The sequence below is a fragment of the Paenibacillus sp. FSL E2-0178 genome, from assembly GCF_038593005.1.
In the GTDB taxonomy this organism is placed as follows: domain Bacteria; phylum Bacillota; class Bacilli; order Paenibacillales; family Paenibacillaceae; genus Paenibacillus_AQ; species Paenibacillus_AQ phytohabitans.
In genome coordinates, this window is sequence record NZ_CP151953.1 from 5841532 (window position 1) to 5859840 (window position 18309).

Sequence of the window (18309 nt, forward strand, 5' to 3'; positions counted from 1 at the left end):
ATAAAAAACCTCCGCGATCCACTGTGCAGCTGCACATGTGGAGGCGGAGGTTTTTGGCGGAATGAACCTCTTTAGGAGGTGATGGACCCTGGCGTGAGCTTCTCCAAATGTCTGTGCAGCATGGAGAGCACCCGGTCCTGCTTGGCGGGATCAAGGTCCTTCCAGATCATTTCGAAGACAACGCCGAGTCCGGGGAGCGCGGCTTCCGGCCCGTCCACGGAGTTCTCAATCACTTCCCGCAGACCTTCTTCGGTCTGTCCGTGAATCTTGTGTACAATAGCCTGGCGCAAATCAATGGTGACTGGCATAATCGACCTCCTTAAGTTTTGTTGGCATAGGCTTCCTGGCTCAGCTTCGCAAAACTGGCTTCGGGAGCATGGGCTTAGGTTTTGTTAGCTTAGGCTCTTAATAAGGTGCCCTGCGGCAGCGCTGAAAATTCAAGTTTATAACGGCTTATGCTATACTGTTTGAGATGCAAAATGCGGGCGGGAGGTACAACAATTATGGCAAAAAAACAATATGCCGTCATCGGAATGGGACGTTTCGGCTCAAGTGTAGCCAAGGCGCTCAGCGGTATGGGCTTTGATGTACTGGCCATTGATGCGGATGAGCAGCGCACCCAGGAAATTTCGAATATTGTTACTCATGCCGTATCCGCGGATTCGACCGATGAAGAGGCACTGCGTGCACTCGGTATCCGTAACTTCGATGTGGTGGTTGTCGCGATTGGCGAGGATATTCAGGCCAGTATTCTAACGACGCTGATCCTGAAGGATCTTGGCGTGCCTGCAATTCTGGTTAAGGCCAAAAGCGAGCTGCACGGCAAGGTGTTGAGTAAAATCGGAGCAGATAAGGTAATCTACCCTGAACGGGATATGGGCATGCGGGTGGCGCATCACCTGGCCTCGCCGAACATCCTCGATTATATAGAGCTGTCGCCGGACTACAGCATCCTGGATATGAAAGTCTCCGGGCCGATGCTCGGCAAGAATTTGCAGGAGCTTAACATTCGTGCCAAATATGGCTGTAACGTTATGGCCATCCGCCGGGGTGAGGAAATGAATATTTCCCCCAGAGCGGAGGATCGCCTGAGCGAGGGCGACGTACTTGTCATCGTCGGACGGAAGGACAACCTGACGAAGCTGGAAATGGCTTATCAATAGGGCTGTATGGATGAATGATTACAGGTACAGACCAGGTTCAAGTACAGATACAAGTACAGGTAGGTAGGGTTAGTTGTATTTTGTGCAGTTATTTTAAATGAATTAATCCGTTATTTGCAAATAGATGTATCTGGTACAACTAAAATTACACAAATGGCGGAATTTCACTCCAACCGCTACTTTTAGTTGTACAGACTGCAGTTAAAAGGGGATTTGCTGCGGAAAGGCTGTTTTTAGTTGTACTAACTACAGTTAAGTCGCCCGGTTGGTTTAGCATACTTAAAATCAGGAATCTGCAAGCAACAGAAAGGTAGGACCTCATGGAAATTATGTCGCCGCAGAATACGCGGGTGAAGGAATGGGCTGGACTGCAGGAGAAGAAGCACCGCGACAAGTCCGGTAAATATATCGTAGAAGGCATCCATCTGGTGCAGGAGGCGTTGCAGGCGGAAGCAGATGTGGAATGCCTGGCCTTTGATCTGGATAAAGGCATGCCATCCGAGCTGAAGCCTCTGCTTCAGGCCGTGCAGGGCATGGAGGTAATTGGCGTGTCAGCAGCGGTGATTGCGAAGTGCAGCAGCACGAATACACCGCAGCCGGTGTTTGCGGTTGTGCGCAAGGAGCAGCAGGGCGTGGAGGCCATCCTGGCGAAGCCGGATAGTCTGGTTGTTGTGCTGGACGGGGTCCAGGACCCCGGCAACGTGGGCACAATCATCCGCAGTGCCGATGCGGCAGGTGCGGACGGGGTGATCCTCGGCCAAGGCTGCGCCGATCTTTTCAATCCGAAGACCATTCGTTCCACGATGGGCTCGATGTTCCATCTCCCGGTAGTGGAGGGAGATCTCGGCACGATTCTGCCGCAGGCGCGGGAACGCGGTGCGCTGCTGGTCAGCACTTCGCTGACAGGTGAAGATTCCTGCTACACCCATGATTTTCAGGGCAGCCAGTGGCTGCTAATCGGCAGCGAAGGTAAAGGCATCTCGCCGGAGACGGCAGCCCTTGTCGACAAGAGCATCATCATCCCGATGGCCGGCCGCGCCGAATCGCTGAACGCGGCGATGGCGGCGACGATCCTTTTATTTGAGGGGATGCGGCAGCGGGGGAGTCACGGGAAGTAGACTAAATTGTTGTGTGAGTTGTAATTCATCTTGTCACCGTTTGTAACGTAGTTTGGCACAGGTTTGTAACGATTTTTGGCACAAGTATCTCAGTCCTGATGGTCAAGAAACCCTTGATTTATCAGGGCTTTTTTAAAATTGTGACTGGGCATTATCAAAGTTGCTCTAAATGCCTCGGTGTAGCTCGGCAATATTTCTGGCAATGGACAAGCCGAGACCAGCTCCCGTTTGGATTCCCTCGCTTTTTCTTGAATAGTCAACCTTATAAAAACGCTCAAACAGCCGGTCCATTTTTTCTTCTGATAGAGGAATCCCTTTATTCTCAATTTCGATAATGCTGTATTCAGCATCAGTTATTAGCTGTACTAGCTGTGCCAAATCAACTCTCTTTAGATTTAACTGGGAGTCAACTTTATCCTGATAAGATTCTGTACGAAGAAGTTCATTAGGGATTGGAATACCAAAAGGGCCTAGCGTAAAAGCAAGATAAAAAACAGATATCCATACTGATTTAATTAACTCTAAGATCGAATGACCAGCCAACATGCCATCCCCTCAGCTCACTTCGATACAGAAATACTAACTAAAATTTCTGAGGAATCAGGTAGGGAAATTCTAAAGAATTTCTGAAGGGAGGGCCGGAATGTTCGGGACACCGGGGGAGGGCTAGACTCTGCATAGATCAAAATTACATTTGAATGTAAAGTCGTGTTAATGATACAATGTGTGCGCAATGTAAAACGTTTAAATAGGGTGATTGGATGAAGAAAATCGGAATTAAAGATATTGCCTTGCGCGCAAATGTATCCACCGCGATAGTATCATATGTGATGAATGGTACCCGTAATGTGAAGCCTGAGACGAAAGAGCGGGTCTTGAAGGTAATTGAAGAGTTTAATTACAGGCCTAACGCGATTGCCCAAAGCCTAAAGAGCAGAAGAACGAATACGATCGGAGTCATTGCGGAAGACATAACGGTCTTTAATACACCGGAAATTATTGATGGAATAAATGATTATGCAGAGCAACATGATATGCATATCCTGTTAACCAACCTGCGTCTGCAAAAAAAGGTAGGCTACAATTATGCGGATACCGCTTCGTACCAGAAGCATGCACAGAATGCGGTATCGGATCTGGTATCCAATCAGGTAGAAGGAATTGTATATATTGGGGTGCATCCCCGTGATTTAACGGGATTAATTCATACGAATGACAAGCCGATTGTCTATACGTATTGCTACGCGCAGAATGAGTGTTCTATTCAGTATAATGATGAACAGGCCTCCTATGATGCCATCCAGTATCTAGTCAGCAAAGGGCATTCCCGGATTGCGGTCATCAGCGGCTTAATGGATTCGATCCCTTCGAGACTGCGGTTTAACGGGTATTACAAAGCATTGACGGAGTTTCAGCTGTATTTCGACCCGCAGTTTATCAAAGTAGGCGACTGGGGAGGGGAGTCAGGATATCAGTTATTAGGTGAGCTTATGGAATTGCCCGACCCGCCTACGGCTATTCTTGTGATGAACGATTTGATGGCTGCCGGTGCCCTGAGAGCTGCAGCTGAACGCGGGATCTCCATACCTAGGGAGCTGTCGGTTGTCGGTTTTGATAACCGGGAATTCAGCGCTTATCTGAATCCCCGAATTACGACGATGGATTTACCGCTGCATGATATGGGGATATTGGCGATGAAGACTCTATGTAACAGGATTAGCGGAAAAGAGGAGACAATAGAGGAACCTCCGTTATGCAAACTGATTGAGCGGGATTCTGTAGCCGGGCCAAGAACCTCTATTAAATAATAATTGCGGGAAGAGACTGTTCACATGAAGTGGACAGTCTCTTTACCTGCAGCAGCGATAAATGGCTTGCTGGCAATTTTACACTGTGGTAATATTAACCCGAAATCTAAACGTTTAAATTAAACCGATAGGAGTGAGAACTTGAGACTGCTTCGTAATGATACGTTTGAAGTAAACCTCTCAACAGAAGGTACGGTCGAATCCCTCCGTATGACAGATGATCCCGCAAGGATGAACTGGGTAATTGATGCAGATTATGTTCAGGAGGCCGGCTACGCCCAGGAGCATAAGCCTTTTGGACAGTGGACGGCAATTGTTGATGATGAACGGATTGAAAGCGCTAACCTGCAGTCCTATATTGAAGTTGCAGGTGATACATCGGCTACTGTAACTTTTGTGCATGATAAATTTAAAGTTCAATATGAATATCTGCTGAACAACAATGGAGAATGGACATGGAAGATCCGTTGTTCAAATCCTGCTGCTGCTGCCGTAAGAATCAATGGATTTCACAGCTGGTTCTCTCTGGCCTATATCATGTTCCGTGATCGTGATGTCATGAGGAATATCAGGCATTCCTGCGCAGTATTTCCGCATATCGGCGGGGATTTCAGCAAATTTGCAGCAGTACGCAGAAGTAATAAGGCACCTCATCTGGCTATATACAGTACCGGGGAACGTGTTGCCGCCTTTGGTACATATTGCAGTTATGTCAATCGTTTTCTGGAACAGGTCTCCCCGTCACTGGATGGAATGCTCTACCACCGGTTGTCCTTTATTGAGGATGGAAGCTCGTTTGAGCAGTCGGCAGACAGTGATTGGATCTATGGCGGCTACGCACCTGTCACCTTAGAGCCTTATGGCGAAAGAGAATGGTCATTTGTGTTTACAACATTTAATGGTCAGGCGGATTTCTATACTAAAGCGCTCAAGTACGGACATCCGGGCTGGACCTATTCGTCCGTTACTACTACTGAAGGGAAATTTATTGCCGAACTAGAATTGCCGGAACAGGAAACGCTGCAGTCAGTAAAAATGTATAGCGCAACCGGTGAAGCAGGCGTTGTTAACGAGACGGATATCTCAAGTGAATTCACAATCGTTCCCGCAGCAGAATCTAGACGTTTACGCGCAGTTCTGCCGCTGAAGTCAGCGGGAGAGATCAAGCTGGTTGCTGAGCTCAGTAACGGCAAATGTGATGTGCTAGTCGGCAATGTCCTCGAGCCTGTTCATAAGATTCTTGAGAAACGGGCCGAATGGTTATGTGACAACAGCTTTAATACAGCCTCAGTAACCCGCCCCTATTCATTTCTGCCGTTATCCAATCAAGGAGAATCGCTTGGCAAATTAGCTTTCATTCTGATGAAGAATCTTCTATCGCCCCCTGTACCGGCGGAGGTCAGAAAAGTGGAGCTGTCTGCTTTCCTTGATCTAAAATACCATTGGTTTGAACAGGGGGATTTCCTGCATCCCAAACCGCTCTACGGGTCCTTTTACCGTATTTATGATTTTGACTATATCGGCCACGTGTATTATTTACTATCCAAATTTGATCAATCACATTTATATTACGGAAGTCCGGAAATGTATCTGATCTGGGCCGCTCAGGTCATGTGTATGAGGCTGGACCCGGAGTGTCACCGGAATAAACGTGAGCAGGAAGAATCGCAGCTTGTAGGAGTATTCATTCTGTACATTGCAGATTTGTTAGAGGACTTGAGGAAGAGAGCATTAACGTATTGGCATGATAAGCTTAGCAGACTATGGTTAGCGCTGGTAGAAGGGCTGAAGCAGGGTGCGCAGGCGTATCAAGGAGCCGTGACGGAGCACTTCTATGATAATGCCGGTTTTGGACTAACCTGTGAAGCATTATGCCTGGCTGGTTTAACCGATGAAGCAGAACGGTATGCCCCGCTGATTATTGCCAATATCGGATTCAGTAATGATTATAGAGCCAATGCCCCGGACCGCTGGTGGGAGGCCTTATCCTTCATGACGCATTCGTTATGGGGAGGATTGGTAGCAGGTGCCGCCCGGTCTTCTTATGAAACCATTGGAGATGCACGCCTGCTGGAAGCCGGTTACCGGGCAACAATGGCGATGTTTAACTGCTATGATTGGAATGTACATTCAACAACCCGCAAGCTTAAGCCCGGCGAGGCAGCTTCTACGTATAGCATTGCAGCCCCGAATTTAAATATGCCGGAGCTTTCCCGTAACCGCTTTGGCCAATCCATATTCAAGAAGTCGAGTGATCCGTTATTCAGCAGTCTGTTCTCCAATATTGAAGGGGACGATTGGGATATGGGAGAGGAGCTCGTCGCATATCTGCTCGGCTTTGGCTCAACCACCTATCTGTACACAGATAGCGAAGGAGAGCTGAGATGTGTAAATGGGTTGATTGAGCCGGCAGAGAAGGGCTGGGAGATTATAAGCTATGCTGCATATCCGGCCAGATATGTGATGCTGGAGCAAGGGCTGTCATTCGTTTCAACGCCTGGGGAAAGCCTCAAGAGTGTATTGTTTATCGAAGGGAAGTTTGAACGAGCATAAATTTAAACGTTTAAATTAATACACTGATTGAAAATTCATAAATATAGGTTGAAATAGTCGTTTTTCAATCTAAACTACGGGTGATATAATAAAGTAAGCGCTTCCTTAAAAGATTAGCTTTAAAATAAACTGGCGTTATTTATACGGTGAGTGGTTAACAGCGTGAAGAATGTCTTGGAAAGTCACTTTATTCGAATGGTTTTAGACTTTATGTTAAACGTTTAACTTTAAATCCCGGGTTAAATGGATAGACATACAAATTCAAGCTAATTTCGAAGGGAGATCAGAGGCTATGAGAACAGGAAGGAAACTAGGGGCAGGTCTTATCCTGACTGCACTATTAGTAGGTGCAGCTGGATGCGGGGGCAATGAGGCTAATACAGACAATAACACAAGCACATCGTCACCCGGATCAGAAGCTACCAAAGCACCTGAAGCATCTGCCGAAAAGGTCAAAATTATTTACTCCATGTGGGGCAGCGCAGCTGAAGGGAATACAACCCAGGCGGTAGCAGACCGGTTCAATGCTTCCCAGGATAAAATTGAAGTGGAGGTGCAGGCGATTCCCTGGGAGAACTACATGACGAAATTAAATACGCTTGCAACAGCCGGACAGCTGCCGGATACAGGGATGCTGAAGGAGGACGGGGTCATTCAATGGTCCTCTGAAGGGATGCTGAATGATGTAAGCGCCATGTACGAGGGAAGCGACAGCAAGCCCCTGGACAGCCTGGCCTACAAATATCAGGGCAAGCCCGTAGCCTATGCGGCGGCCAATGAAATTCTCCTGCTCTACTATAATAAAGACATGTTCGATAAAGCGAACGTACCGTATCCTCCATCCGCCCTGGATCAGGCCTGGACATGGGATCAATTCGTAGATGCCGCGAAGAAGCTGACGAATGATAAGAACGGCAAGCATCCCGGCGAGGATGGCTTCAATGCACAGAGCATCGTCCAGTTTGGGGCTTCTGTGGAGAATCTTCCGTGGCAGCTGGAGGCCTGGACACTCAGTAATGGCGGGGGCTTCTACTCCGAAGATGGCACAGAGGTTAAGGTCGGGGAGGATGCAAGCATTGAAGCTATTCAGCGGGTAGCTGATCTGTACCTGAAGGATCATGTTGCCCCGTTGTCCGTCGGACAGACCGATGATGGAATCCAGCGGACGATTATTGCCGGTACTGTTGCTATGGCAACTAATGGCCAATGGAATGTAGGAACCAGCCTGAATACGGCAAAAGAAGAAGGACTGAACTATGGCGTAGCTGTACTGCCATATATGAAGGATAAAATCACTATCAGCACAGGCGGTGCCAATGTGGTATTCTCCCAAACCAAACATCCCCAAGAAGCGATGGAATGGCTGAAATGGTACAACTCCGAAGAAAACAATTGGGAACTCATTTCTTCAGGTATTTGGATGCCAACGCTGGATAAATGGTATAAGGATGAAGCACTTACCCGCAAATGGGTAGAGAATCCGAACTTCCCTCCGTATGACGAATATAAGTCAGCCGTTGTCGATTATGCGCAGTCTCCTGCCGCGCGACCTGCTGCATGGTTCTATACGAACTATACAACGGACTTTAATACGCTACTCGGATCAATACTGGGAGATGTCTGGACCGGTAAGACCACGGCTAAGGATGCGATCTCCAAGAATCTGGAGGCTTTGAAGGCGGCTCATACAGGCAATCAATAATAGGGCAGGGGGATAACCGCCGGTATTCTGGAAGCGGTGGTTATCCCCCTAACCATGAGGTGGGGAGCAAGGTATGGAAACCATTAAGATGAAAACCATTAATCCACTGCAGAAGCGGCGTTCCCGGATTTTTTCAGCCGAGGCGCGTGTTGCTTATATCTGTTTGATTCCTGCTTTTCTGGGATTAATCTTCCTGACGTATTTGCCGCTTGTCGGTGTGCTGGGAATCAGCCTGACGAATTGGACCGGACTCAAGAGCCCTGTGTTCATTGGCTTGGACAATTACATCAAAATTTTCACCACCGATCCTTACATTAAAGACTCGATTATCTCGACGATCTATTTTGCAGCGCTATCTGTAACCGGAAGCATGATTTATTCCCTGTTTATTGCGCTGCTGCTGAACCGTAAAATTCCGGCGAGGGGATTTTTCAGAGCTGTGTTCTATGTGCCTTATGTGCTGCCGGCTGCAGCGATTTACGTAGGATGGTCTTGGCTGTACGAGGGGAATTTCGGATTCTTTAACTATGTCCTCTCTGAGCTGGGACTGAACAAAATTCTGTTTATTGCAGATTCCAGCTTTGTCGTCCCTTCTCTCTCCCTGATCTCAGTCTGGCTGGCGGGGAACCTGATTGTTATCTTTCTGGCGGGGCTGCAGAACGTTCCGGTGGTCTACCATGAAGCAGCGGAAATGGACGGTGCGGGCGGATGGCATCGCTTCCGGCACATTACCATTCCGTGTATGACACCGATTATTTTCTACAACCTGTTGATGTGCCTGATCGCCAACCTTCAAGTTGTAACACCTGCGCTGGCGTTAACGAATGGCGGTCCGGGCAACTCTTCGCGGTTCCTGACCTATCTGATGTATGATCAGGCATTTGTAAATTACAGGCTGGGTTATGCTTGCGCAACGACGCTGATTATCTTTGCCATACTGGCGGTCTTTACCACAGTGTTGTTCAAGACATCGGGCCGGTGGATCTACAATGAAGGAGGCGATGACAAATGAGCACAGCAGCATATGGCAGATTAAGAAGCAGGAAACGCAGAGACAGAACCCTGAACATTATAACTTTTGCCGTCGTCATCCTTTTCGCCATCCTGGCTATCTTCCCGATCTGGTGGATTTTCCGCACGTCGCTTATGACGAACGCTGAGATCTACAAATATCCGCCCTCGCTGATCCCGGCCAACTGGCTGTTCTCCAATTATGAGAAGACCCTGCAGGTATTTAAATTCTGGAAGTACCTATGGAACACGATGGTGATTATCGTCCCTTCCTGTCTGGCAGGTACATTTACGGCTACGCTCTGCGGATATGCCTTTGCAAGACTGCGTTTTCGCGGCAAAAACCTGATCTGGGCACTATGTGTGGGGTCCATGCTGCTGCCTGCGATGGTTACGCTAATTCCCCTCTATATCGGCTGGACGCGGGGGCTGGGCTTCAGTGACAGCTATTGGCCTTTGATTCTGCCGTATTTCTGCGGCGGCGGTGCGTTCAATATCTTCCTGATCCGTCAGTTTATCATGTCGATCCCGCGGGAGCTTGATCAAGCAGCAACCATCGACGGTGCCGGATATTTCCGCATCCTGTTCAATATCATCATGCCTGCCATCCGGCCGGCTATGATCGTCGTCGCGTTGTTTATCTTCATCACACTATGGAATGATCTGCTCCAGCAGATGATTTATATTAATTCAAGCGATAAATATACGATAGCCCTTGGACTTACCAATTTCCGGGGCCAGCTGAAGAGCGACTGGTCGTTAACAATGGCTGCAACCTGTTTATCCTTCGCTCCGGGCGTCATTTTCTACTTAATCGGTCAAAGATATTTCGTAGAGGGTATTACCCTTACCGGCTTAAAGAATTAGTCCGTTCCCCTTGTACAAAGGATTGTTCATACGACATGTATACAGGAGGTTATGATGACCATCATTTCTAAGAAAATGAGGCCGCTGGCGATCGCGCTACTGCTGGTCTTTCAAACGTTGCCTCTGGAGGTTAGTGCTTCGCCTTCGGCTTCGGTGACCGCAGTAAAGGATGAAATCTCCAATGCCAGCCTGTCTGCCAAAGTCGGAGATCTGGGACAAATTGAGGAGCTGTATATTAACAATAACCCTGCCAATAAACAGGGGGAACCGATCAATTTCGTGCTGCCTAACACTACATCGCCGCAAAATGGGATCCAGCACCAGTGGATGGGTGAAATGCTCTTTTCATACCGTACCGGTGCCAGTGAAGTATTTCCTGATAACAGGGACGGCTTCGTAGAAGTTGACACCAATAAAACACTGGCCGCCGGGGGATCTACGCAATATTCGGCGATCAATCCGGATAACCCCTATATAGACAAAACGGCTTCAGCAGACGGGAAAAGGGTCGAAGTCAATTATATCGGACAGAACCTGGACTCTACCGCCCAGCGGGTGATGAAAGGCTTCGATGTGAAGTCTGTCTTCGATATGGAGACGGATGACGGTTCCTTGCTATGGGAAATTACCGTGAAGAACAAGAGCAGCCAGTATATCGAATTCGGGGATATCGGCTTGCCTATGCCTTGGAATAATAAATACCAGACCTTATCAGATACCTATGATGACCGTGTGACTGTGCATAATTTCGCTGGCGCCGACAGCGGGTATTCCTATGCTATCCGCACCAGCGGGGAAGGGAATTTCATGCTGTTCACCCCGGTGCCGGATAGCGGCGCGCGCATCGAGTATGTAGATTATTGGATGCATGAAGCAGGAGAACAGCGTGCTGCGGATACATTCGCGAACTGGACAGGCGACAGCGGCGGCTGGTATCCGGGGCTGAATGTCCTGTATATCCACTCCAAGGACATCCAGAGAACCGGCCGCGGATACTTCACGGATGCTTCCAGCCTGGTGCTGGCACCGGATGAGGAGAAGACGTATAAGTTCAAATTCTCAGCGGTGCGGGCCGGCGATAACACGCCGCAGGAAAGTGCCCAAAGTCCGAATAACCGTTCAACTTCGATGGAAGACCGCGAGACTAACCTCCGGTCCATCCTGTACAAGTCAGGCATCATTGATGCCGTAGCGGTGCCGGGCTTCCAGACAGCGATCAATATGCCTGTGAAGCTGGACCTGCACTATGATGACAGCATCGTTGATGTACAGTCGATCGATATTCAGAATGTGGACGAGAATGACCCGTTTGACGAAGCGCATATCCCGGATATCAAGCCCGGCAAGAGCAGGGAGGATATGGTCGATAATTCCCGGACCGGCCGCGGGCTTCCAGACGGGAATGCGGGCTACGCAGAATCGTCCCAATTTGTGGAGACCAAGATTGTGAATGGCGAACAGCATCATATCTATTCCCTGCAGTTTGGCTCCATCGGCAATAACAGCGTGCGTGTGGAGTATAAGCTGAAGGCCGGTAATGAATGGGTGGATAAATTCACCCAGTATGAATTCAATGTTCTGGCCGAGCTGGATGCCACTTCGGAAGCCCATTCCGGGTTTATGGCCGGGCAAACACAGGACAAGGACCCGGAAAGTGCGACTTACGGCAACTACTTCGACTGGTATCTTACAAGCGGTATTGACCTGAGTACAAGCCACTGGGGAGATGACTGGAGCCATGATAACATCAACTTCATGACCATGAAGAACTACCTTGCTCCCGATCCCGGTGAAATCCGCTCCATTGAGACTTATCTTATCGACTTCATGTGGGAACGGTTCATGAAGAATACGCAGGACAGTTATATCGTTGCGAACTGGCTGAAGGATTCCGGTGCGTACACCGATAAAGACAAGCCTTATACACGAACGTTCTCCGAGATCATGGAAGCGACCGGATTCTTCAATATGTACCGGATTCAGAAGGCGTATCCCAATCTGATCGAGTACCGGGAATCGCCGCAGTTCTATCTGGAGAAGGCCTATAACATCTATTATAACCGTGTATCCACCGGAGCCATCGGCTTCTACGGCGAGCAGCAGATTCCGGATATGATTGAAGCCCTGAAGGAAGAGGGAATGGGGGGCGAGTCGGCCAATCTGCAGAAGAAGTTCGCCCTCGATAAAGGACGGAACATGACTTACGCCAATTATCCTTACGGGTCGGAATTTGAATATGATAATACCGGCGAGGAAGGGGCCTATGCTGCAGCCAAGGCGCTGCGCACCTACTATCCTGCGGATGGGCGTGCAGAAGCAGCTGAGGCAAGTATGGAAATGGCCGACTGGAAAACCCGTGCCATGCGCGGTATTCAGCCTACCTGGTTCCATTACTCTGTGCCGGTCTTCCGCGGCGGCGAAGGCTGGTGGAATTTCCAATATACGGCGTCATTAGCCGGATACATTATGGATGACTGGCTCCGCTATGAGGATGACGGCAGATCCGCGGAGCAGACCGCGATTGCGCAGCAGCGCAACTATGCGGCGAAGCTTTCGAACTTCAATGCCGTCAACATGGGGCAGATTACGGCAGATTCTGTAGGCAGCACCTCCTGGAGATATTCGATGTATAAAGGAGGCACCGGCACCAAGGACGTATACGATGGCGGCTCGCGCGTCATGCATAACGGCTGGAATGATTTTTCCGGTGAATCAGAGGAAGGCCTCTATGGCTCTTTGCTAAGCATCAGCTCCGATATTGTGACTGATCCGGTATTCGGGCTGTTCGGATATGGCGCGCTGGTTACTGACGAAAGCGGCAGCTACCGCATTACGCCTAAGGACGGTTTCGGTAAGCGGATCAATCTGATTGACGAGAACATCTATCTGGCTCTGGAAAGCGATAAAATTGAAAGTGCACAAATTCAAAAAGACGGCAAGGGATTTACGCTGCAGCTCCTGAATTCTACTGAAAAGGAGCATGCTTCGCGGATTACGTTCGACGGATCAGGAATGGAGAATGGCTATTATAACCTCAAGCTGAATGGCGCAGCTGCCGGGCAGTTCTATGTGAAGAGCAATAAAGGCGTGGCGATGTTCCAGATGGACAGTGCGGCGAGTGCTGAATTGACCATTGAAAAGTCAGCCAGCGGCGAGAATGCAGCTCCGCAGATGACTGCAGAGCTGGCGACGCAAACTCCGCAGGCACTGATTCCATTTATGCTGAACGGGATTGTGACCGATGACGGCGCGCCGGAAGGAACACTGACCTACACATGGGAAGCCGTCAGCACGCCCGAAGGCGGCAAGCTGAGCTTCAATCATCCGAAGGCAAGCATTACACAGGCTACCGGTTCCAAAGAAGGCTCGTATACGGTTAAGCTTAGTGCGAGTGACGGACAGAAGAGCGGTTCCGGCCAAGTGACCTTCGAGCTGGCTGCACCGCCGGAGAAACAGCCTCCGGCTATTGGCCAGGTGACTGCAGCCCAGGATGTTGCCAATAACAGTATTGTGGTGTTGTCCGGCGCGGCAACTCCAGATCCGGTACACAGTGCGGAAGCTGAGTCCCAGCTGACGTATACATGGGCTGTTAAGCAACAGCCGGATGGCGCAGCGGACATTTCCTTCGTAAGCGGCGACAAAGCAGTGGCTTATGCACGTGTAAGCAAGGCAGGCACGTATGTGTTTACCTTCACCGCGGCAGACGGAGACAAGACAGCCAGCAAGGATGTAACGCTTGAGCTTAAGGAAGATACCGTTGATGCCTACCGGGCACTCAGTGTAGTGACCAGGAAGGATACCGCCCCGGTACTTCCCGGACAGGTGAATATTCTGTCCGGGGACGGATATAGTGAGAGGGAAATTGCCTGGGAGGCAATTGATCCGGGCAGCTATGCGGGTACAGGCCAGTTCGAAGCGAAGGGTACAGTCCAAGGCAGTGAGCTGGAGGTACGGGTCACCGTATATGTCGTGAATACAGGGCTGCAGAATGCGGCGCCGACAGCCAAAGCCTCTGCCAGCTTCTCCGGCGGCGACGGGTATCCGGAAGCGATGAATAACGGCATTGATCCTAAGAGCTCGGCAGATTTCTCACCGAACCGCGGTGCCGTGAACAGCGCATGGCATAACTGGGGAAGAGAAGGAGATCCGGCATGGGTGACGTATGAATGGGATCAGCCATTCCTGGCCTCTTCCATGGATGTCTATGTGTTCCAGGACGGCGGCGGAAACTTCCGTCCGAAGGATATGCAGTTAATGCTTCGCGGGGAGGACGGGAAATGGTATACCCCAAGGGCCTTGAAGGGACTTGGCAATGAGCTTAATAAATACAATACAACGACCTTTGAGCCTGGCTTTATTACAGGGGTCCGCATCGACATGAAGCCTTCTGTCAATGGCTCCGGTATTCTGGAATGGAAGGTATACGGATACACAGGGGCGGTAGATAAGTCAGAGCTGGTTAAGGTATATAACTATGTGAATACATTAAATGCTGCAAACTTTATAGATCCGGGTCTTGCGCCGGTTGATGCGGCGAAGGCGGAAGCTTCCGCTGTGATCAAAAATATGAATGCCACAGACGGGGAAATTGCCCGGGCGCTTGAGAAGCTGCTGACAGATTTGCGTCTGCTCAGTCCGCGTGACGGTAATATGGCGTTCTTGGCGAATAGCTCTTCCAGCTACACCTCCCCTTGGGAGAGTCTGGCTGCAGTGAATGACGGGAAGAAGGATAGCGGCAGCATCCCGCATTGGGGGACATGGGGCCATGAAGGTGCAGAGGAATGGGTGCAATATGAATGGCCCCAGGGTGCCGCCATCCAAAGCTCGAATCTGGTGCTGTGGTCTGATGCCGGCGGGATCGCGCCGCCTACTAAATATGTGTACTCCTACATCCCGCTTGATAGTGTCACCAATGAATGGGTGACAGCTGGTACGGTAACCGCTGGCATCAAGGTGGTTGACCATACTCCTGGGGGATCCTCGAACCCGTATACGTTTGATTCCGTACTGGAGGTTAAGGTGCTGAGGGTAACTCTGACCAAGCAATCAGCGGCAGGCGATAACGGCGTTGGCCTGTGGGAATGGGAAGTTATCCAGGCCGCATCCAATCCGGATCGTCCGGCACCAGTAACTCCCGCAGGGGTTGCACCTTCTGTTCTCCATGGAGATGACGGCAAGCTGACCGGAGTGACCACGGAAATGGAATATAAGAAGGATGGTGCAGGAGAATATACTGCAATCACAGGAACCGAGGTTACTGGCTTCACCGCCGGCAGGTATTATGTCCGGTATATGGGTACTGGTTCGCTGAGTGCCAGCCTGGATAAGGAAGTTATCATTCCGGAAGGGCAGATACAGGAACAGGACGCACCGGATTCAAGCGGGTGGGTGATCACGCACGCCAATTCGGATACCGGGATAAAAGGTATAATCGAGGGTGTAAATGACACTATGGAATACCGGAAGCTTGGCGATGAGAATTATGTGCCTGTTACCGGTACAAGTATCGGTGATCTGGAGCCGGGCAGCTATCAGATCCGGTACGCAGCGGGAGAAAGGCTGCAAGCAAGCCCGCCGGTAACTGTGGACATCCGCAATGAGGCCAAGGAAGACAGAGATGCGCCATCAGCAGATGGCCTGGTGATTACGCCGCCTGCAGCGGCAGGCGGAAATGACGGGAAGATTGACCATGTGACTGCCGATATGGAATACCGCAGGGTGGATGGCGGACTATTCATTCCGGTCAGCGGTACCAGCATTGAAGGTCTGGAAGCCGGGAGTTATGAGCTCCGGTACGCCGGGACCGATACCAGCAATCCAAGCTCTGCGATCCTGATCGTAATTCCTGACGGAACCAAGCAGGAACAGAGTCCGCCGGCCGATACAGAGGTCAAAGGTGTGGATGTCAGTGCAAGCGGCGCTAAGGACGGCAAGATCACCGGTGTGAATCCGGCGATGGAATACCGGCAAGAGGGAGGAGACGCTGGCAGCTGGACGGCCATCACAGGTGTGGAGATTACAGGTCTTGGCAGCGGAACCTACGAAGTGAGAATGAAGGAAACGGCAACTCATTATGCGAGTCCGTCCCTTACAGTCGTCATCAGCAATCCTGCTGTAGACCCTGGACCGGCTGCAACGCCGGATCCAACCCCAATGCCAACACCAACACCGGCGCCTACATCTGCACCAGCGGATGCAGCAGCACCGGTCAAGACACCATCGCCCACTCCTGTAACCATCAAAGTCGAAGGACATTTGATTAAGGTTGAGGCACCGAAGGCGGATCCGGCATCCGGTATAGCCAAAGCGGCCACAATCCGGCAGGCTGATATTAATAAGGCGCTGGAGCATGCGCAAGCAGACAGCAGGAATGTTAAGACGGTTAGAGTGGTAATACCGGAAGCAGAGGGAGCAAGTGCCTATGTGGTTGAGCTTCCCGCAGCTGCACTAGCCTCTGCTATAGGCAATATCAAGATAGAAGTTGCTACGGAAATCGGCACAATTATAGTGCCTTCCAATATGCTGAAGAGTATAGGAGCGGGCGCCAAGGGTGTGGAACTGACACTTAGCCGGGCAGATACTTCCAAGCTTGATCCAGCGGCAAAAGTCATGATCGGCAGCAGGCCTGTTATTGAATGGACTGTCCAAGTGGATGGGGTGGCAGTAGCAGCCAATAACCTGAATGCACCGGCAGAGATCAGACTGCCATATGCTTCTGGTGCTGAAGAATTGGCAAACGCCAAATATTTAGCTGTATCGTATATTGATGCAAACGGAAAGCTTGTTCAGATCGACAATGCTGAATACGATGCTGCCGGGCAGGTCATGGTATTTACAGCGGCAAATGCCGGTGAATATGCAATTGTGTATACCAGGAAGAGCTTCAATGATGTAATCAAGGATTCGTGGTATGCGGCAGCGGTTGAAACGATGGCGTCCAAAGGCTTCATTGAAGGAACATCTGAGGCAACCTTCAATCCCGGCAACAAGATTACAAGAAGTGAGTATCTGGCCTGGCTGGTAAGGACACTGGAGCTTACTGCGGAATTCAACACCAGCTTCAGTGATATTCAGAATACCAACCCGTATTATGATGAAATTGGAATCGCCAAAGCGCTTGGAATTGCCCTGGGCTCGAACGGCAGCTTTCAGCCGGACACGGAAATTACAAGACAGGATATGGCTGTGCTGACCATGCGGGCCTTGCGGGCAACAGGCAGAACCCTGCAGGCCGGTACAGCTGAGGATCTCAAAAAATTTACAGATGGCTCTAATGTAGCAAAGTACGCAGCGGGCGATATGGCTGCAATGGTTAAGAGGGGCTTCGTCAACGGGCGGGGGAATGAAAGCCTGAGTCCTGGCGGGACGACAACCAGAGCAGAAGCTGCTCTGGTTCTGTATAAGATTTTCTTACAGCAGTAATATAGTTAAGTAAGCGGCCTTGATTTACATCTTGTTGATTGGCAAAAGCCCGCACCCGTGGCCTAACTGGCTTGGGTGCGGGCTTTTAACTCAAATAAGCTCCTGATCATTCTCATTCTCTGTATAGATGGAGATCAGCACGATTGCTGTATCCTCGCCAATATTTTTGACTAAGTGAGGTGTACAGGCGTTCCAGCTAAAGGAATCACCCTCAGCAAACTCAGCTCCGTCCTCCCCTTGTTCGGCGTATATTCTTCCTCTAATGACCACATGTACTTCCTGTCCTTCATGCGCATGAGGGGCATCCCCGATCATGGCACCGGGAGGAAACTCTACAATCGACATCCGTACGTTTTTGGTGGAACTGAGATGTTCTACTTTTAATTGGGCTGCCCCGCTGGTTGTAATCCTCCGTTCATCCTTGCGGACGATCTGCATGCGTTCTTCCTTCTTTAATAAAAGATAAGCCAGCGGCACTTTCAGGGCCTGGGCGATATTCTCCAGTGTGGAGATGGAGGGGGAAGTCTTATTCGTTTCGACCTGGCTCATGAAGCCCTGGGACAGGCCGGTGGTATCGCATATTTGAGCGATGGTGATATTTTTCCGCTTCCGGATTGCCCGTATCGTAGCGCCAATATCCATAGGATCACACCTTAATAATATTT

General features: G+C 50.1%; 10 protein-coding genes and 1 pseudogene. 8 read left to right on the forward strand and 3 right to left on the reverse strand.

Annotated elements, in window-relative coordinates:
* Positions 1-71: 71 nt before the first annotated feature.
* Positions 72-308 (reverse strand): small acid-soluble spore protein SspI, encoded by a 237-nt coding sequence (locus tag MHI42_RS25595; protein ID WP_042139923.1) that lies wholly within the window; start codon positions 306-308, stop codon positions 72-74.
* A 171-nt stretch (positions 309-479) separates the two neighbouring features.
* Between MHI42_RS25595 and MHI42_RS25600 the strand changes: the two genes are divergently transcribed.
* Complete coding sequence (locus tag MHI42_RS25600; RefSeq protein WP_144026190.1) at positions 480-1163, forward strand: TrkA family potassium uptake protein; 684 nt, start codon at positions 480-482, stop codon at positions 1161-1163.
* 320 nt (positions 1164-1483) lie between these two features.
* Positions 1484-2281: an RNA methyltransferase gene (locus MHI42_RS25605; RefSeq protein WP_340985357.1), complete on the forward strand. Its 798-nt coding sequence runs from the start codon at positions 1484-1486 to the stop codon at positions 2279-2281.
* A 171-nt stretch (positions 2282-2452) separates the two neighbouring features.
* Here the strand turns inward: MHI42_RS25605 and MHI42_RS25610 are convergent.
* Positions 2453-2617, reverse strand: a pseudogene (locus MHI42_RS25610) (ATP-binding protein); the annotation flags it as partial.
* A 425-nt stretch (positions 2618-3042) separates the two neighbouring features.
* Between MHI42_RS25610 and MHI42_RS25615 the strand changes: the two are divergent.
* From MHI42_RS25615 to MHI42_RS25640, 6 genes are all read left to right on the forward strand, one after another.
* Positions 3043-4089 carry a LacI family DNA-binding transcriptional regulator gene (locus MHI42_RS25615; RefSeq protein WP_171721119.1) on the forward strand — a complete coding sequence of 349 codons (1047 nt, stop codon included), beginning with the start codon at positions 3043-3045 and terminating at the stop codon, positions 4087-4089.
* Between the two features lie 141 nt (positions 4090-4230).
* On the forward strand, positions 4231-6642 hold the full coding sequence (locus MHI42_RS25620) for a hypothetical protein (RefSeq protein ID WP_342421028.1): 2412 nt from the start codon (positions 4231-4233) through the stop codon (positions 6640-6642).
* A 292-nt stretch (positions 6643-6934) separates the two neighbouring features.
* A complete protein-coding gene (locus MHI42_RS25625; RefSeq protein WP_340942325.1) occupies positions 6935-8344 on the forward strand; it encodes a sugar ABC transporter substrate-binding protein in 1410 nt (469 codons plus the stop codon).
* Between the two features lie 73 nt (positions 8345-8417).
* On the forward strand, positions 8418-9356 hold the full coding sequence (locus MHI42_RS25630) for a sugar ABC transporter permease (RefSeq protein WP_231575227.1): 939 nt from the start codon (positions 8418-8420) through the stop codon (positions 9354-9356).
* Positions 9353-10222 carry a carbohydrate ABC transporter permease gene (locus tag MHI42_RS25635; protein WP_342421029.1) on the forward strand — a complete coding sequence of 290 codons (870 nt, stop codon included), beginning with the start codon at positions 9353-9355 and terminating at the stop codon, positions 10220-10222. Before MHI42_RS25630 ends, MHI42_RS25635 begins: the two co-directional genes overlap by 4 nt.
* 51 nt (positions 10223-10273) lie before the next feature.
* Entirely contained in the window at positions 10274-17644 is a 7371-nt protein-coding gene (locus MHI42_RS25640) for a DUF5695 domain-containing protein (RefSeq protein ID WP_342421030.1), read from the forward strand.
* 90 nt (positions 17645-17734) lie between these two features.
* Here the strand turns inward: MHI42_RS25640 and MHI42_RS25645 are convergent, their stop codons facing one another.
* Positions 17735-18286 (reverse strand): XRE family transcriptional regulator, encoded by a 552-nt coding sequence (locus MHI42_RS25645; protein WP_342421031.1) that lies wholly within the window; start codon positions 18284-18286, stop codon positions 17735-17737.
* Positions 18287-18309: the final 23 nt, after the last annotated feature.